This is a genomic window from Actinomadura sp. RB99, assembly GCF_014706005.1.
GTDB lineage: Bacteria > Actinomycetota > Actinomycetes > Streptosporangiales > Streptosporangiaceae > Spirillospora.
This window is the reverse complement of the sequence record NZ_JABMCA010000009.1, coordinates 62,668-78,973: the sequence shown is the minus strand read 5'-3', so window position 1 is coordinate 78,973 and position 16,306 is coordinate 62,668. Positions and strand designations below refer to the sequence as shown.

Genomic DNA, 16,306 nt, shown 5'->3' with positions numbered 1-16,306 from the left:
AGGTCAGCTGTCGAAGCCGAGGCCGAGGGTGTCCATGGCGCGGAGCCACAGGTTGCGCCGGCCGCCGTTGACGTCGGCGCGCGCCATGGAGCGGCGGGTCAGCTCGATGCCGAGCCAGCGCAGGGGTTCGGGCGGGAACGGGACGGGCTTGGTGCGCACCATCGCGAGCCGGGTGCGCGGCGTGTCCAGGCCGTCGAGCCGGTCGAGGATCACCTGGGCGGCGAAGCGGGTCGCGCCGACGCCGAGGCCGGTGAAGCCGAGCGCGTAGGCCGCGCGGCCCTGCGCGGCGGTGCCGAAGAACGCGGAGAACCGGGTGCAGGTGTCGATGGCGCCGCCCCAGGTGTGGGTGAACCGGACGTCTTCGAGCTGCGGGAACGTGCGGAAGAAGTTGCCGGCGAGGACGCGGAAGGTGTCGGGGCGCTGGTCGAGGTCCGCCGACATCCGGGAGCCGTAGTGGTAGACGGCGTCGTAGCCGCCCCACAGGATCCGGTTGTCGGCGGTCAGCCGGTAGTAGTGGAACCGGCTGCCCGAGTCGGCCATGCCGTGCCGGTTCCGCCAGCCGATGGCGCCGAGCTGCGCGTCGGTCAGCGGTTCGGTGACCATCGCGTAGTCGTAGACGGGGACGACGTACGGGCGGACCCGGTGGACGAGCGAGGGGAACGCGTTGGTGGCGAGGGCGACGCGGCGGGCGGCGACGCGGCCGTAGGCGGTGGTGACGACCATGCCCGGGCCGCGCGCGGCGAGGGAGGTGGCGGGGGTGCGCTCGTAGATGCGGACGCCGAGCCGGAGGCACGCGTCGCGCAGGCCCCAGGCGAGCCGGGCCGGGTTGACGAGGGCGGTGCCGTCGCGGTCGAGGAGGCCGGCGAGGTAGGTGGGGGAGGCGACCTCGGCCCTGACCCGCTCGGTGTCGAGGAACTCGGGGGACAGGCCGTGGCGGCGCATGGCCTCGGCCTCCTCGCGCAGCTCCAGGACCTGGTGGGGGCGGGTGGCGACGTTGAGCTCGCCGGTGCGCTCCCAGTCGCAGCCGATGCCGTGCCGGCGCAGCGCGTCCTCGATCTCGTCGAGGTTGCGCATGCCGAGCCGTTCGAGTTCGGCGATCTCGCCGGGCCAGCGGGCGAGGCCGTTGCCGAAGCCGTGGGTGAGGCTGGACGAGCAGAACCCGCCGTTGCGCCCGGACGCGGCCCAGCCGGCCTCGCGGGCCTCGACGAGGACGACGTCGCGGCCGGGGTCGCGCTCCTTGGCGAGCAGGGCCGTCCAGAGGCCGCAGTAGCCGCCGCCGACCACGGCGAGGTCGGCGTGCTCCTCGCCGGCGAGGGCGGGGAGGGCCGCGGGGCGCGCGGGGTCGTCCAGCCAGAAGGGGACGGGTTCGGCGTGCACGAGCGCGCGTGCGGGATCAGCGGCGATGGCCTGGGGCATGCCACTAATTTAGCGGCTTACAGGCAAGATTTCACTAATCGAGTTGTGATGATCGAGTGCGGCTACTGATTTAGTGGTCAGTGCGCGCCCCAGCGGTAGCTCTCCTTGCGCAGCTGGAGGTACACGAACGTCTCGGTGCCCGCGACCCCGGGGATGGAGCGGATGCGGGACGCCAGCACCTCCGCGAGGTGCGCGTCGTCGTCGCAGACGATCTCGCAGAGGATGTCGAAGCCGCCCGCGCACAGCACGACGTAGATCGTCTCCGGCATGTCCGACAGCGCGGACGCGACGGGTTCGAGGGGGCCGGAGACCCGGACCCCGACCATCGCCTGCCGGTGCCCGCCGACCAGCAGCGGGTCGGTGACGGCGACGATCTGCATCACGCCGGACTCGGTGAGCCGCTGCACCCGCTGCCGGACGGCCGCCTCCGACAGGCCGACCACCTTGGCGATCGCCCCGTAGGAGCGCCGGCCGTCCTCCTGCAGCTGCTCGATGATCTGCCAGGAGATGTCGTCGAGGTCCGGCCCGGCCGTGCTCTTCCTGCTCATGGCCCGCATCATCGCAGGCCGCCGCGCGGGCGGCGGGCGGATCCCCGCATCAGGGGACGCCACCGGCCGGAGCGGGACGGATCAGGAGAAGGCGGGCGGGGCGATGCGGGGCGCGCGGTCCTCGACCGCCTGCGCCGCGTCGAGGACGAGGTCCTCGGCGAACCGGCCGCCGATCAGCTGGACGCCGATCGGCAGGCCGTCCGCGACCGCCGCCGGCACCGAGACGCCCGGGAAACCGAGGACGGGCAGGGACGTCATGGGCCACTGCGCGTCGACGATGCTCCGGCCGCGGTCCGGGTCGAGGATGTCGGCGTCCTGCTCGAAGGGCGGCTCGGCGGAGACCGGGGTCAGTAGCAGCATGCCGGTGCCGAGCATCTCCTGGAGCCGGGTGATCAGCGTCGCGCGGCGGGCCCAGCCGCCGAGGTAGGCGGGGAGGCCGGGCTCCTCGCCCCACAGCCCGGCGGCGTGCTCGAACGCGTACCGCATGTGGACGCGGAGCGGCTCGTCGGCCATCTCCAGCATGCCGGGCAGGCCGGGGCGCAGGTCCTCGAACAGCAGCAGCGACCAGAGCCGCGCGGCCTCGGCGAGCAGCGGCAGCTCGATCTCCTCGACCTCGTACCCGGCGTCCGCGAGCCAACGCGCCGCCTCGGTCACCGCCGCGTCGACGGCGGGGTGCGGCTTGGCGATGCCGACGTCCCGGACGACCCCGACGCGGACCGGGCCGGCCGGGGGAGCGGCGGGGGCGGGCAGGGCCGGGACGCCGAACGGGTCGCGCAGGTCGGCGCCCGCCATGGCGTGCAGGGCGAGCCGCGCGTCGGCGACGGTGCGGGCCATCGGACCCTGCACGGCCCACGCCTGGACGGTGAGGGGCGGCTCGGGTCCGGTGTCCTCGGGGGCGATCCAGTTGGAGACGAGCCCGACGGTCGGGCGGACGCCGACCACGCCGCAGCAGCCGGCGGGGAAGCGGATCGAGCCGCCGATGTCGTTGCCCTGCGCGAGCGGCGTCATCCCGGCGGCGAGCGAGCCGGCGGCGCCGCCGCTGGACCCGCCGGGGGTGTGCGCGGCGCTCCACGGGTTGAGGGTGCGGCCGTGCGGCTCGTTCTCGGTGAACCAGCGCACGGAGAACGCGGGCGCGTTGCTGCGGCCGAGGAAGACGGCGCCGGCGGCGCGGAGCGCGGCGATGGACGCGTCGTCGTGCGCGGCCCTCATCCCGGCCATGGCGGCGACGCCGTGGCTCATCAGCGCGCCGCGCTGCGGCGTGTTGATCTTCGTGGAGACGGGGACGCCGTGCAGCGGGCCGAGCTCCTCGCCCGCGGCGACGGCGGCGTCCGCGCGGCGCGCGTCGGCGAGGGTCTCCTCGGGGCGGACGTCGGCGAGCGCGTTCAGCTCGGGGTTCACCGCCTCGACCCGGGCCAGGCAGGACTCCGCCACCTCGACGGCCGAGACCCGCTGCTCGCGGATCAGCGCGGCGACCTCGGTCACCGGCAACTGCCACAGTTCCATGCCTGCTCCTCGGGCTGCTGGGGGCGTCACGTGGGCCGGAGCGCACCGGCGATGGCGAGGAGCGTATGTGATGCAACGCTGATGTACAACGGTGTTGTATGACGCGATCTCCGGCGTTACCCTGCGGGCATGCCGGTGGAGATCGATATCGACCAGCGCCTCGCGACCATCGCCGACGCCACCCTGGACATCGTGGCGGCGGACGGTCTCGACGGCGTGTCCATCCGGGCCGTCGCCAAGCGGATCGGCGGCTCGACGACGCTCGTCACCAACTACCTGCCCACCAGGGAGGCGCTGCTGCGCAACGCGATAGAGCACGCCATGCGGGACTGGGACGCCGAGCTGGACCAGGCCCTCGAAGGCACCCCCGCACCCGGGCGGCTGGCGGTCCTGGCCCGCTGGGCGTGCTCGACCACCGGCAACGACGAGGTGCTCCGCCGGCTGTTCCTGGAGATCCTCGGCCGCAGCGGCCGGGGGTCGGAGGCGCTCCAGCTCATCCGGGACGACGCGCGCCAGAACCTGGACGGGCTCGTCGACGCCGCGCGGGACGCGGGCGCCGCCGACGCCGCGTTCGCCGCCGACGTCCTGCACCTGGTGTTCCGCGGCTTCTACGTCTCCAGCCTGGAGGCGCCCGAGCGCTGGAACAGCGAGCGGATGGCCCCGCTCGTCGACCGGCTCGTCCGGATGCTGACCACCGGACCGTGACGAGCCACCGGACCGTGACGAGCCACCGGACCGTAATGAGGGAGCGCGCTGATGGACCTCGACGCGAGGGCGGGCCGCGGGGGCGCCCGCTCAGCCACGCGCCCCCGTGTCGCCGGCCGGTTCCGGCTCGGGCGTTCCGGTGCCGGCCGTGCCCGCGGGCCGGTGCCGGGCCTCCAGGGCCGCGAGGAGCTGCGCGGCCAGGGCCTTCATCCCCGCCTGGCGGGTCGCGGGGAAGGGCAGCGGCGCGAGGGTCGAGTGCCCGAACGCCATGCAGATCAGCGCGTAGGCGAGCTGCAGGCTCTCCGCGGGGCCGCAGCCCGGGACGGCGTCGCGGATCGTCCCGGCGATCTCGCGTTCGAGCCGGCCGTAGCTGTCGTAGATCCGGCCGCGGAGCCGGACGTCGTGCATCGCGCCGCTGATCAGCGCCTCGATGACGAGGTCGTCCTCGTTGCGCGCCATCTGCGGGCCGAACAGGTAGTCCACCAGCGCGGGCAGCCGCGCGGCCGGTTCCCGGTCGTTCAGCGCGGCCCGCATCGAGGCGAAGTACGGGGTGATGACGTGGTCCCACAGGGCGTCGATGAGCTCGTCGCGGTTGCCCGCGTAGTGCCGGACGTGCGAGCGGCTCATCCCGGCCGCCGCGGCGATCCGCTCCTGCGTGCTGCCCGCCAGCCCGTACCGGGCGACCGACCGGGCGGCGGCCCGCAGGATCTGCTCGCGCCGCTCGGCGGCGAGGCTTGGCCGTCCCAACGGTCCCCCTTTTTTTTGCCTTCGATAGTTCTGCAGAACCGATGCTCAACCCGCGCCTCAGCGTAGCGCGCTGATCCCTCATACGAGGCCGGGGGATGCGCCCGGCCCGACCTCCTCCCGTTTTGTTTTGCAGTATTGACAATCAACTCCGGAACGCATCACGCTGCGAATCCTCCCCGGTCACGGCCCGTCCACCACTCGAAGGGTCCACGCCATGACACGTTCACGCCTGGCCGCGATCACCGCGATCCTCGCCGGCTCCTGCACCCTCGCCGCGTGCGCGGACGGCGGCGGGTCCGCGGCGGCGGCCGCCCCGGACCTCACCACCTCCGTCCCGGCCCCGGCCCGGGACGTCGACACCGTCACCTGGAACCTGCCGCCCGGCGAGCCGCCCACGCTCGACCCGGCGCAGTCCGCGATCGAGTCCGTCAGCACCCCGCTCGCGAACATGTGCGAGGGGCTGTTCACCTTCGGCCCGGACTACGAGCGGCGGCCCGCGCTCGCCACGTCCGTCGACCACCCCGACGACCTCACGTACGTGATCCACCTGCGCGAGGGCGTGCGGTTCTGGGACGGCAGGCCCGTCACGCCCGACGACGTCGTCTACAGCGTCAAGCGGATCCTCGACCCGAAGCTCGGCTCGTCCTGGATCGGCTGGGCGGAGCGGCTCCGGAGCATCGAGCCCACCGGCGACCACGAGGTCACCATCAAGCTGAAGCAGCCGGACGTCCTCGTCCCGAACTTCTTCGCCACGCCCGCGTTCGACGTCGTCGAGAAGGCGTTCGCGGAGTCCGCGGGCAAGGACTTCGGGACGGCCGGGCACGGCGTGATGTGCACCGGCCCCTACAAGCTCGCGGGCTGGACGCAGGGCCAGAACATCACCCTCACCCGCAACGACGGCTGGTGGAACGCCCAGGTGAAGCCCAAGGTGAAGAACCTCAGGTTCACCTTCATCACCGACCCGTCCGCGCAGACGGCCGCGCTGGACAGCGGCGACGTGGACGGCCAGTTCAGCGTCCCGCGCGCCGCGCACGTCCGGCTGAAGGGCAAGGGGAATCTGCTGTTCGGGCAGAGCCTGTCGCCGACGTTCCTGTCCGTCCTGAACCAGAAGGGCGCGCTGTCGGACCCGGCGACGCGGCAGGCCGTGCAGGCGCTGATTGACTACAAGGGCATCATCAAGTCGGTCTACCAGGGCGCGGCGCAGCCGCTGCGGGCGCTGGTCCCGCCGGCGGCGTGGGGCTACGGCAAGGGCGTCTACCAGCAGGCGTACAACGCGCTGCCGGAGCCCGCACAGGACCTGGAGAAGGCCAAGAAGCTCGTCGCCGGGTCGGCGAAGGCCAAGCAGAAGATCGTCCTCGCCTACACGACGGCGATCGACGAGGAGACGCGGACCGCCACCGTGATCGCCGACGCCGCCTCGCAGGCCGGCATGCACATCCAGCTGAAGCCGCTCACCGCCGAGCAGTACGGCGCGATGTTCGCCTCGCCGCAGGCCCGCGCGGGCGTCGACCTGTTCCTGTCGAGCGGCTACCTCGACTTCCCCGAGCCGCTGACGTACTACCAGTTCTTCACGACCGGCGACTTCTACAACTTCGCCGGCTACAGCGACAAGGAGTACGACACCGCGATCCGAACGGCCATCGCGACCGCCGACCCGGCGGCCCGCGCCCGCGAGGTGGCCAAGGCGCAAGCGATCATGGCGCACGACCTGGTGAACATCCCGATCGCGACGCAGTACGTCAACGTCTACTACAAGTCGAATCTGACCGGGCTCGTCCCGCGGCAGAACTACCTGTACGTGCCGTGGGCGACGACGCTCGGCGGCAAGGGATGACCGCCCGCGCCCTCGCGCCCTGGATCGGGAGGCGCGCGCTCGGCGCGGTCCTGACGGTCCTGGTCGCGTCGGTCCTCATCTACGGGGCGCTGCGGCTCGTCCCCGGCGACCCGGTGCTGGCGGTGACGTCCGGGCGGCGCCTCACCCCCGGTCAGATCGACGCCCTCCGGCACGCCTACGGGCTCGACAAGGGGTTCGCGCAGGGGTACCTCGCGTGGATCGGCGACGCGCTCCACCTGGACCTCGGAAGGTCGTTGACCTACCAGACCAGCGTGACGTCGCTGATCGGGAGCCGGCTCGGGGTGTCCGGCCTGCTCATCGCGTACTCGGCGGTGCTCGCCGTCGCCGTCGGCGCGGGCGTGGCGCTGGTGTCGGCGGTCAAGGGCGGGCCGACCGACCGGATCGCGGCGGTCGCCGCGTCCGTCACCACCGCGACGCCCCCGTTCGTCGCGGCGATCGTGCTGCTGTCGGTGTTCGCCGTCGGGCTCGGCTGGTTCCCGTCCACCGGCGCGGGCGCCGGCCTCACCGACCGGCTCTGGCACCTGACGCTGCCCGCGACCGCGATGGCGATCGCCGCGTTCGGCGTCCTCGCCCGCGTCGGGAACGCCGCGTTCGCCGACGAGCTGGGCCGCGAGCACGTGCAGGCCGCGCGCAGCCGCGGCGTGGACGGCGCCGCGCTGATCCGCCGGCACGTCGTCCGCAACGCGCTCGGGCCGCTGCTCACCGTCATCGGGGTGCTGGTCGCCAGCCTGTTCGTCGGCACCGCCGTCATCGAGACCGCGTTCGGGCTGGACGGCGTCGGCTCGCTGCTCGTCACGTCCGTGTCGCGGCGGGACTTCCCGGTCGTGCAGGGCGTCTCGATGCTCGGGGTGCTGCTGTTCGTCGCCGTGAACACGCTGGTCGACCTGGCGCTGCCGTTCATCGACCCGCGGGTGGCGACGGGAGGGCCGCGCCGATGACCCTGACGATCCCCGCGCTGCGGGCGCGCGGCGCGGGACGGCGCCGCCGCCGCCCGCTCGGCGTCTCGTTCGCGGTCGCGTTCCTGCTGGTCGCCGCCGTCACCGGCGCGCTCGCCCCGCTGCTCGCGCCGCACTCCCCGAACGCCACGAGCCTGCTGGACTCGCTCGCGCCGCCCGGCACGGCCGGGCACCTGCTCGGCACCGACTCCACCGGCCGCGACGTGCTGTCCCGGCTGATGTACGGGGCGCGGCTGTCGCTGCTCGCGCCGCTCGGCGTGGTGGTGCTGTCCGGTGTCCTCGGGACGGCGGCGGGGCTGCTGGCCGCCCGCGCCGGCGGCTGGGTGGACGCCGTGCTGTCCCGCGCGATGGACATCGTGTTCTCGTTCCCGAGCCTGCTGCTCGCGATGCTGGTCGTCGCGGTGTTCGGGCCCGGGCTGACCGCTCCGATCTGCGCGCTGGCCGTCAGCTACACCCCGTTCCTCGGCCGCGTCGTGCGGAGCGTCGCGCTCCAGGAGGGCGCCCGCCCGTACATGGAGAGCTACCGCGCCATGGGCTTCGGGGAGCTGCGGACGACCGTCCGGCACCTGCTGCCGAACATGCTGCCGGTGCTGCTCGCGCAGAGCGCGCTGTCGTTCGGCTACGCGATGGTCGACTTGGCGTCGCTGTCCTACCTGGGGCTCGGCGCCCGCCCGCCCGCCGCCGACTGGGGCTCGATGATCAGCCAGGCGCAGAGCGCGATCCTCCAGGGCTCGCCGTGGAGCGGGCTGATCCCCGGCCTCGCCGTGCTGCTCACCGTCGTCAGCGTGAACGTGCTGGGCGAGCACATCGGCGGGTCCATCGCGAGGAGAGGGAGCGAGGGGACGTGACCGTGCAGGACAAGGACACCGCGCCGGAGCAGGCGGCCGCCCGCCGGGACGCGCTCCGCATCGCCGGGCTGAGCCTCGGCATCGGCGCCGGAGAGGACGCGGTCCCGCTGCTGGACGGCGTGACCGTCCGGGTGGGGCGGGGCGAGACGGTCGGGCTGGTCGGCGAGTCGGGGTCGGGCAAGTCGCTGACGGCCCGCGCCGCGCTCGGCATGTTCCCGCGCGGCGCCCGCGCCACCGGGTCGGTCGCCGCCGCGGGCGTCGACGTGCTCGCCGCCGGCCGGGCCGCGCTGCGCGACCTGCGCCGCGCCCGCGCGTCGATGATCTTCCAGGACCCGCGCGCCGCGATCAATCCGGTGCGCCGCGTCGGCGACTACCTCACCGAGGGGCTGCGGGCCCGCGGCGTGCCCGCCCGCGAGGCCGCCGCGACCGCCCTGGAGCTGCTGGAGCAGGTCGGCATCCGGGACCCGCGCGGCGCGCTGCGGCGCCACCCGCACGAGTTCTCCGGCGGCATGCTGCAGCGCGTCGTCATCGCCGGGGCGCTGTCCACCGGGCCCGAGCTGCTGCTCGCCGACGAGCCCACGACCGCGCTCGACGTCACCACGCAGGCCGAGGTCATCGCGCTGCTCAGGGAGATGCAGCGCACCCGCGGCACCGGGATGCTGTTCGTCACCCACGACCTCGACCTCGCCGCCGCCATCTGCGACCGCGTCTACGTCATGTACGCGGGGCGGATCGTCGAGGAGGCCGCGGGCGCCGCGCTGTTCTCGTCGCCCGCGCACCCGTACACGCGGGCGCTGCTGGAGGCGAGCCCGTCCGTGCACGGCGACCGGACGGAGATCAGGGCGATCCGGGGACGGCCCCGCTCGCTCGCCGAGGCGCCGTCCGGGTGCGCGTTCCGGGACCGCTGCCCGCTGGCGGCCGACGACTGCGCCGCGTCGGTGCCCGCCGTCCGCGCGCACGGGACGTCCGCCGTCGCGTGCGTCCGCCCCGAGGAGGTGACGCCGTGACGTCCGCGGACGAGGCCGCCGAGCCGGCGCGGCCCGGCGAGCCGGTGCTGAGCGTGTCGTCGCTGGTCAAGAGGTTCGGGACGGTCACCGCCGTCGACGGTGTCGGCTTCGAGCTGATGCCCGGCGCGTCCCTCGGGATCGTCGGCGAGTCCGGGTCCGGCAAGACGACCACCGCCCGGATCCTCGCCGGGCTCGACGCGCCGACGTCCGGGACCGTGCTGCTCGCCGGCGAGCCCGTCACCGGACGGTCCCGGCGCGACCGGCTCCGCCGCGCCCGCCTCCTCCAGATGATCTTCCAGGACCCGTACGGGTCGTTCGACCCGCGCCAGACCATCGCCGAGTCCGTCGCCGAGCCGATGCGGCTGCACCTGCCCGGCACCGCGAAGGACCGCCGGGACCGCGTCGCCGAACTGCTCGACCAGGTCGGGCTCAGCGCGCGCGCCGGCGGGTCGCTGCCCCGCGACCTGTCCGGCGGGCAGCGGCAGCGCGCCGCGATCGCCCGCGCGCTCGGCATCCGGCCGCGCGTGCTGGTCCTGGACGAGGCGGTCGCCGCGCTCGACGTGTCCATCCAGGCGCAGATTCTCACCCTGCTGGACGAACTGCGCCGCGACACCGGCATCGCCTACGTGTTCGTCTCGCACGACCTCGCCGTCGTCCGCCACATCACCGACACCGCCGTCGTGATGCGGCACGGCCGCATCGTCGAGCGCGGCGCCACCGAGACGATCCTGCGCGACCCGCGGCACCCCTACACCCGCCTCCTGCTCGACTCGATCCCCGCGCCCGGCTGGGACCTCGACCGCGTGGCCGCGACCGCCGCGCCCTCGACCAGGCCCGCTGAGGCGACCCGGGTCCCCCGGGACAACCCGAACCACGGAGAACACGTGCTGAACATCGAACGGGTCGGCCCCGCCGCCGTGCCCGCCGACGCCGACCAGGCCATGATCCCCATGCGGGACGGCGTCCGGCTGGCCGCCGACGTCTACCGCGCCGCCTCGCCGTCGCCCGGACCGGCCGTCCTCGTCCGGCTCCCGTACGACAAGGACGGCGCCTACTGCTTCATGCCGCTGATCGGCCGCTACTTCGCGGCGCGCGGCTACACCGCCGTCGTCCAGGACGTCCGGGGCAAGTACCGGTCCGAGGGCGCGACGGAGTTCGCCGTCCATGAGGTCGACGACGGGCACGACACCCTGCAATGGGTCGCCGAACGGCCGTGGTGCAACGGTGACGTGGTGATGTGGGGCGACTCCTACTACGGGTACACCGCCATCGCCGCCGCGATGAGCGGTCATCCGGCCCTGCGGGCGATCGCGCCGCGCGTCACCGGATCCCAGCTGTCCACCGTCCTGGACTACGGCGACGGCACCCGCGACGTGGAGCAGACCAGCCGGAAGATGTACTTCGCCACCCACTACGTGGACGCCGGCCGCTACGAATGGGAGCCGGACTGGACGCGCCGCCCGCTCCGCGCGCCCTTCGACGACTTCTTCGACCGGATCGGGAAGCGCTCGGCGAACTTCGACGCGGAGTTCTCCGGCGCGTCCCGGTTCGTCCCGCCTCCCGTGAAGGCGCTGCTCGAAAGCCGGCCGGTTCCCGCGCTCTACACGATCGGCTGGTTCGACAACTGCGCCATCTGGTCCTGGCATGACGTCGAGGCCCTGTCGCGGCATCCTGACTGGACCTCCCACCTGCGCCTTCGGCTGGAGGCCATCGACCACGAGAACTACCGCCTCCGGGACGCGCCTGTCGCCCCGTCCGACGACCACGCCGCCGATCCGGCCGCGCTGGAACGGATGCTGCCCGGCTACCTGGACCCCGCGATCGAGTTCTTCGACGCCGTCCTCGGCGGCTCCCTCGAAGCGCTGCCCCGCGTCCGCTACGAGATCTGCCACGGCGACTGGCGCGACGGCGAGGCGTGGCCGCCCCGCGACGCCCCCGGATTCGAGTACTTCCTGACCCCGGAGGGCCTCGCGGCCGAGCCGCCGCCCGAGCCGAGCACCGTCGCGTGGACGCATGACCCGTCCGACCCCGTCCCCTCGCAGGGCGCGAACCCCTTCGCCGCGCTCTTCGACCGGTCGGACCTGAGCGCCGTCGGCGACCGCGACGACGTGCTCCGCTTCACCGGCCCCGCCTGCGCCGAGGACACCGACCTCCTGGGCGCCGTGACCGTGGCGCTGGCCGTCGCGGCACCGGCCGGGGCGCACCTGCACGCCCGCCTCCTCGACATGGAGCCCGGCGGCGCCGCGTTCCTCATCGCCAAGGGCCAGCTCCGCCTGGACGCGCCGCGCGGCACGGCCGTCCTCGACCTCCAGCACGTCGCCTACCGGCTCCGCGCCGGCCACCGCCTCGCCCTCGACGTCATGAGCGGCGACTTCCCCGAGTACGTCCCGGAGGCCCCCGCCGGCGCCGACCCGTGGACGTCCGCGCCCGGCGCCCCCGCGACGCGGCGCCTCACGCTCGGCGGCCCGGACCCGTCCCGCGTGCGCATCGGCCGCCGCTGACGGCGCGGCGCCCACGCATCGGGGCGCTCAGGCGTAGGAGCCTTCGCCGAGGAACACCTCGATGAGGTCCCGGACGTCGTGGTCGGACTCGGCCGGGTGCCGGAACGGCCGGTCGCCGTTGATGGTGTAGGTGTTGCGGCGGCCGACGCGGGTCCGGACGAGGTACCCCGCCTCCTCCAGGTCCGTGATGATCAGCTGCGCCGCCCGCTCGGTGATCCCGATCTGGTCCGCGACGTCGCGGACGCGCAGGTCGGGATCCCGGGCGATGCAGATCAGGACCCGGGCGTGGTTGGTCAGGAACGTCCACGGCTTCCGGTCCTGCCGTGTCCTGGCGTCCTCCATCGGCGACCTCCGCTGTCCGGTGCTTCCTCCCGGCGGCGAGCGCGGGCGGAGCTCGAGCGGTGCCCCGCCCCGCCGGTGCGGGAGGTGTCGGCCACTCCGCCATGATACGACAGGGTTTTGCCGAATAATTTTTCCTGTAACATCTTTGCGGCAAGCAGGATCAGTAGTCGACGCCGTCGTCACGTGAGGAGGGTGCTACACCATGCTCGTGCAGTCCGCCACGTCGCAGGTCACACCGGATCACTGCGCCGGTGAGCCCCTAAGCGCGGAGTCCGCGCCGCGCGCCCGCCCCGCCCTCGCCTTCGAGACCGGCACCCGCGACGGCGCGACCGTCCTGATGATGAAGGGGCAGCTGGTCGCCGAGACCGTCGTGACCGCCGAGGCGAAGATCCTCACCACGACCGTGCTGGCCGGACGCCCCCTGAACCTGGTCCTCGACCTCAGCGAGGTCGACGCGATCGACCAGCACGGCACCGCGCTGCTGACCAAGACGCGCTTCACCGTCTCCGCCGCCAGGGGCGCCCTGCACCTCGTCGCCCCGCTCGGCGGAGCCGTCCACCCCGCGCTCAACCGGTACCTGCGCCGGATCTGCGTGCCGCGACTGGACGACGTCCCCGCCGCCACGGGCGCGCACCCCCCGGACGCCGCCCGCTCAGCCTGATTCGGGAACCGCAGGTCGCGTGCGGGCTCCAGAGGGGGGAGCCCGCACGCGATCTTCAGTTGTTGGTGTGGAGGTCGGTGTTCAGCGCGATCTTCGCGCCGTTGCGGGGCAGCGCCTCCACGGCGCCCGTGCCGGAGTTGCGGCGCAGCAGCAGCCCCGACCGCCCGGACAGCTCCGCGGCCTTGACCGCGGTGCCGTCCGGCAGGGCCACCTTGGTGCCCGCCGTCACGTACAGGCCCGCCTCCACGACGCAGTCGTCGCCCAGCGAGATCCCGATGCCGGAGTTGGCGCCCAGCAGGCAGCGCTCGCCGACCGAGATGACCTGCGTGCCGCCGCCCGACAGCGTCCCCATGATCGACGCCCCGCCGCCCACGTCGGAGTCCGCGCCGACCACCACGCCCGCGGACACCCGGCCCTCGATCATGGACGTGCCGAGCGTCCCGGCGTTGAAGTTCACGAACCCCTCGTGCATCACCGTGGTGCCGGCCGCCAGGTGCGCGCCGAGCCGGACCCGCGACGCGTCGGCGATCCGCACCCCGGACGGCACGACGTAGTCGGTCATCCGCGGGAACTTGTCGACCCCGTCCACCGTGACCGGGCCCCGCGCCCGCAGCGCCGTCCGGACCCGCTCGAAGCCGTCCACCGCGCACGGCCCGGCGCTCGTCCACACCACCGTCGCGAGCAGGCCGAAGATCCCCTCCAGGTTGACCCGGTGGGGGCGGACCAGCCGCGCCGACAGCAGGTGCAGCCGCAGGTACACGTCGTGCGCGTCCACGGGCGGGTCGGCGAGGCTGCCGATCTCCGTCCGCACCGCGACGGTCTCGACCCGCCGCGCCTCGTCCCGCCCGACCGCGACGTCCTCGCCGAACACCGCGCGCGCCTCGCCGGCGTCCAGCCGGCGGGTCCCCTTGCCGGCCTCCCCGGCGAGCCGCGGCTCGGGGAACCAGGTGTCGAGCACCGTGCCGTCGTCCGCCACCGTGGCGATGCCGTCGCCGACCGCTCCGTCTGTCACAAATCCCGTTCCGACCATGCCGAACACGGTAACGGCCCGCCCGCCCCCTCATGGCAACCGGCGTGGACCGACCGGCGAGGAACGCCTCAGCGGTGCATCCGGCGCCAGGGGTTCTGCGCCTCGTCCACGGATTCGAGGAGGAGGCCGCGCACCCGGTCGGGGAGGGCCTGGATGTACGGCGTCACCACGGGCAGCGTCGAGGCGAGGCCGTCGAGGACCTGCTGGGCGGACGCGTCCTCGTGGGCGTCGGCGAAGCGCTCGGCGGCGGCCCGCTGCCGCATGCCGATGAATTGCGACGCCTTGATGAGGAACAGGGTCCTCACATGCTCATGGAGGACGGCGAGGTTCCCCTCGGAAGGCGGGAAACCGGCCGTGCGGACGATGTCCTCCAGGTAGGTGGGGGAGAGGCGCGGGGCCGTCAGGCCGACGATGCCGGGCGGAAGGGTTCCGATGGACGCCAGGGACGGGTCCCGCCGCTTCCACATCCCGGGGAGCTTCATCCGGTTGAGCCGGTCGGGGCCGGCGCCGAGCGGGAACAGCCCCGACTCGGTGCCCGCCGGCGTCTTCCAGAAAGCGCCGAACACGAAATCGTCCTCGGTGTCGTGGAAGCCCACGACGCGGGCCGGGGGCTCGTCCGGCCCCAGCCACACGAATCCGGGCTGGTGGACCAGCGGCATGTGCTCGTAGGGCCGCTCGCCGTAGGACTCCACCGTCGCGGTGAGGGAGCGCAGGGCGTCGTCGAGCGCGAGCCCGCTGCGGAAGCGGCGCCCGGAGTCCAGGCGGAGGCACTGCGGGCCCGCGTCCGGCGGTGCGGCGGTGCCGGTCCGCGCGGCCTTGCGTCTGCCGAACAATGGCATCCAGACTCCTTGATCTTTTCGCACGCCATTTCGCGCGCCGCGAGCGCCACGCACCCGCCCCCGTTCAATCGGCCAATGAACATCTATCACGGGGTATGAATTGCGACGATGACCGCCTGGAAAGGATCTCGTCCGTATCCGGCCAGCCCTTTATCGCCGGTGTAATTGCGGGGGCCGGGACCGGTGTTTCCCCGGAATTCGAGGAACGCCGCGATAAAATGCCCGCCGCGCCGATGGCCATGTGATAGCGGTAGGGTCCGGCGGGTGAACGATCATGTTTCCGCCGCGGACGGTCTCCGGCAGGCGGGCGAGAGGCTGGCCGCGACCTTCCGGAGCGTCCCGGACGGCGGCGGCCCCGGCCGGGAGCCGCAGATCCCGAGCGGTTCCTGCCCAGACGACTACGCCGCGCTGGTCTCCCGGACCGGCCCGGGAACCCTGGCGGGCGTGCTGCGGATCCTCGTGCCGGGCGGCGACGGCGGTTTCGGCATGGAGGCCGAGCAGCGCGAGCACGAGCCGCCGCATCCGGAGGCGAGGCTCTGGGGCGTGTTCACCGGCGGGGAGACGTGCTGGTGGCTGCCGTTCGGCGACGATCCCGCCCGATGGCTGGTGGCGCTGGACGGGCACGGGCGGCAGCAGCTCAACCTCACCATCACCGAGTTCCTCGACGAGTGGCTCGACGGCCGGCTCGACCTGCCGGTGCTCGCGCCGCCGCCCGTCCCGCGCGAGCGCACGTTCACGCGTGCCGGGCACCCGGTCGCGGCACCGGCCGAGCCCGTCCGGGGCGGCGTCCGGGATCCCCTGGCCCAGCTGCGGACCATCATCGGGCCGGGCCGTCCGGCCACCGCCCGTGACGCCGGCTATGACTGGGAGGCCATCGAGCAGGAGCTGGGCGTCCCCGCGCTGCCCGCCGACTACAAGCGCCTATACGAGGTGTACGGCGCCGGCGGGCGGTTCGCCGTGAACGGCATCTTCGTCCAAGCCCCGGACGGCCTCGCGGAACACCTCGCGGAGTACGGCCACTATTACCGGAAGTGGGCCGAGAACTGCCGCAATCCCGCGCACCCCGATCGCCGCTACAAGGGGTATCCGGAGCCCGGCGGGCTGCTTTACTGCGGCAGCACCGAGGGACGCGACACGCTGTGCTGGGACACCACCGGCCCGGACCCGGACCGCTGGCCCGTGGTGAACCTGGGCTACGGCGACGTCGTGGAGTTCGGGCCGCTGACCGAGCTCCTCGTCGCCGAGCTGACCGGCGTCGGCCTGGACATGACGGACGCCTCCCTCGGCGACCCCGCGGAATGGGCGTGGCCGTTCTGGGGACCGCGCCCTCCCCGCACCTGAACGCGCA

15 protein-coding genes are annotated in these 16,306 nt (G+C 73.7%); 8 read left to right on the top strand and 7 right to left on the bottom strand.

The genetic code is table 11. The features are described 5' to 3' along the window. Positions 1–3: 3 nt before the first annotated feature. The 3 genes from amrb99_RS11295 to amrb99_RS11285 all read right to left on the bottom strand — a co-directional run bounded on the left by amrb99_RS11295 (position 4) and on the right by amrb99_RS11285 (position 3,467). Positions 4–1,416, bottom strand: a complete 1,413-nt coding sequence (locus amrb99_RS11295) for an FAD-dependent oxidoreductase (protein WP_190855676.1) — start codon at positions 1,414–1,416, stop codon at positions 4–6. 77 nt (positions 1,417–1,493) lie between these two features. After that, a complete protein-coding gene (locus tag amrb99_RS11290; RefSeq protein ID WP_241755459.1) occupies positions 1,494–1,964 on the bottom strand; it encodes an Lrp/AsnC family transcriptional regulator in 471 nt (156 codons plus the stop codon). An 81-nt stretch (positions 1,965–2,045) separates the two neighbouring features. Then, a complete protein-coding gene (locus amrb99_RS11285) occupies positions 2,046–3,467 on the bottom strand; it encodes an amidase (RefSeq protein ID WP_190855673.1) in 1,422 nt (473 codons plus the stop codon). 129 nt (positions 3,468–3,596) lie between these two features. On the opposite strand from amrb99_RS11285, the gene amrb99_RS11280 reads away from it, so the two are divergent. Then, positions 3,597–4,172 (top strand): TetR/AcrR family transcriptional regulator, encoded by a 576-nt coding sequence (locus tag amrb99_RS11280; RefSeq protein ID WP_190855671.1) that lies wholly within the window; start codon positions 3,597–3,599, stop codon positions 4,170–4,172. Positions 4,173–4,262: 90 nt separating this feature from the next. On the opposite strand, the gene amrb99_RS11275 is transcribed toward amrb99_RS11280, so the two are convergent. Continuing rightward, positions 4,263–4,919, bottom strand: a complete 657-nt coding sequence (locus amrb99_RS11275; protein WP_190855669.1) for a TetR/AcrR family transcriptional regulator — start codon at positions 4,917–4,919, stop codon at positions 4,263–4,265. Positions 4,920–5,133: 214 nt separating this feature from the next. On the opposite strand from amrb99_RS11275, the gene amrb99_RS11270 reads away from it, so the two are divergent. The 5 genes from amrb99_RS11270 to amrb99_RS50060 are packed head-to-tail and all read left to right on the top strand — an operon-like array spanning position 5,134 to position 12,086. Beyond that, a complete protein-coding gene (locus amrb99_RS11270; protein WP_190855666.1) occupies positions 5,134–6,753 on the top strand; it encodes an ABC transporter substrate-binding protein in 1,620 nt (539 codons plus the stop codon). Then, positions 6,750–7,712: an ABC transporter permease gene (locus amrb99_RS11265; protein WP_190855664.1), complete on the top strand. Its 963-nt coding sequence runs from the start codon at positions 6,750–6,752 to the stop codon at positions 7,710–7,712. Before amrb99_RS11270 ends, amrb99_RS11265 begins: the two co-directional genes overlap by 4 nt. Continuing rightward, on the top strand, positions 7,709–8,578 hold the full coding sequence (locus tag amrb99_RS11260; protein WP_190855662.1) for an ABC transporter permease: 870 nt from the start codon (positions 7,709–7,711) through the stop codon (positions 8,576–8,578). The genes amrb99_RS11265 and amrb99_RS11260 overlap by 4 nt, the downstream gene beginning before the upstream one ends. Then, a complete protein-coding gene (locus amrb99_RS11255; protein ID WP_347256634.1) occupies positions 8,575–9,585 on the top strand; it encodes an ABC transporter ATP-binding protein in 1,011 nt (336 codons plus the stop codon). The genes amrb99_RS11260 and amrb99_RS11255 overlap by 4 nt, the downstream gene beginning before the upstream one ends. Continuing rightward, entirely contained in the window at positions 9,582–12,086 is a 2,505-nt protein-coding gene (locus amrb99_RS50060) for a CocE/NonD family hydrolase (protein ID WP_190855660.1), read from the top strand. Before amrb99_RS11255 ends, amrb99_RS50060 begins: the two co-directional genes overlap by 4 nt. Positions 12,087–12,113: 27 nt before the next feature. Here the strand turns inward: amrb99_RS50060 and amrb99_RS11245 are convergent, their stop codons facing one another. Continuing rightward, on the bottom strand, positions 12,114–12,428 hold the full coding sequence (locus amrb99_RS11245; RefSeq protein ID WP_190855658.1) for a winged helix-turn-helix domain-containing protein: 315 nt from the start codon (positions 12,426–12,428) through the stop codon (positions 12,114–12,116). 202 nt (positions 12,429–12,630) lie between these two features. Between amrb99_RS11245 and amrb99_RS11240 the strand changes: the two genes are divergently transcribed. After that, the gene (locus amrb99_RS11240) at positions 12,631–13,089 is read left to right on the top strand and encodes an STAS domain-containing protein (RefSeq protein WP_190855655.1); all 459 of its coding nucleotides are present in this window, start codon (positions 12,631–12,633) and stop codon (positions 13,087–13,089) included. 55 nt (positions 13,090–13,144) lie between these two features. On the opposite strand, the gene dapD is transcribed toward amrb99_RS11240, so the two are convergent. Together dapD and amrb99_RS11230 are read right to left on the bottom strand one after the other, a co-directional pair. Then, positions 13,145–14,101: a 2,3,4,5-tetrahydropyridine-2,6-dicarboxylate N-succinyltransferase gene (dapD, locus tag amrb99_RS11235; protein ID WP_347256633.1), complete on the bottom strand. Its 957-nt coding sequence runs from the start codon at positions 14,099–14,101 to the stop codon at positions 13,145–13,147. Positions 14,102–14,187: 86 nt separating this feature from the next. After that, on the bottom strand, positions 14,188–14,958 hold the full coding sequence (locus amrb99_RS11230; protein ID WP_190855651.1) for a hypothetical protein: 771 nt from the start codon (positions 14,956–14,958) through the stop codon (positions 14,188–14,190). Positions 14,959–15,222: 264 nt separating this feature from the next. Between amrb99_RS11230 and amrb99_RS11225 the strand changes: the two genes are divergently transcribed. Continuing rightward, positions 15,223–16,299: an SMI1/KNR4 family protein gene (locus tag amrb99_RS11225; RefSeq protein ID WP_190855649.1), complete on the top strand. Its 1,077-nt coding sequence runs from the start codon at positions 15,223–15,225 to the stop codon at positions 16,297–16,299. Positions 16,300–16,306: the final 7 nt, after the last annotated feature.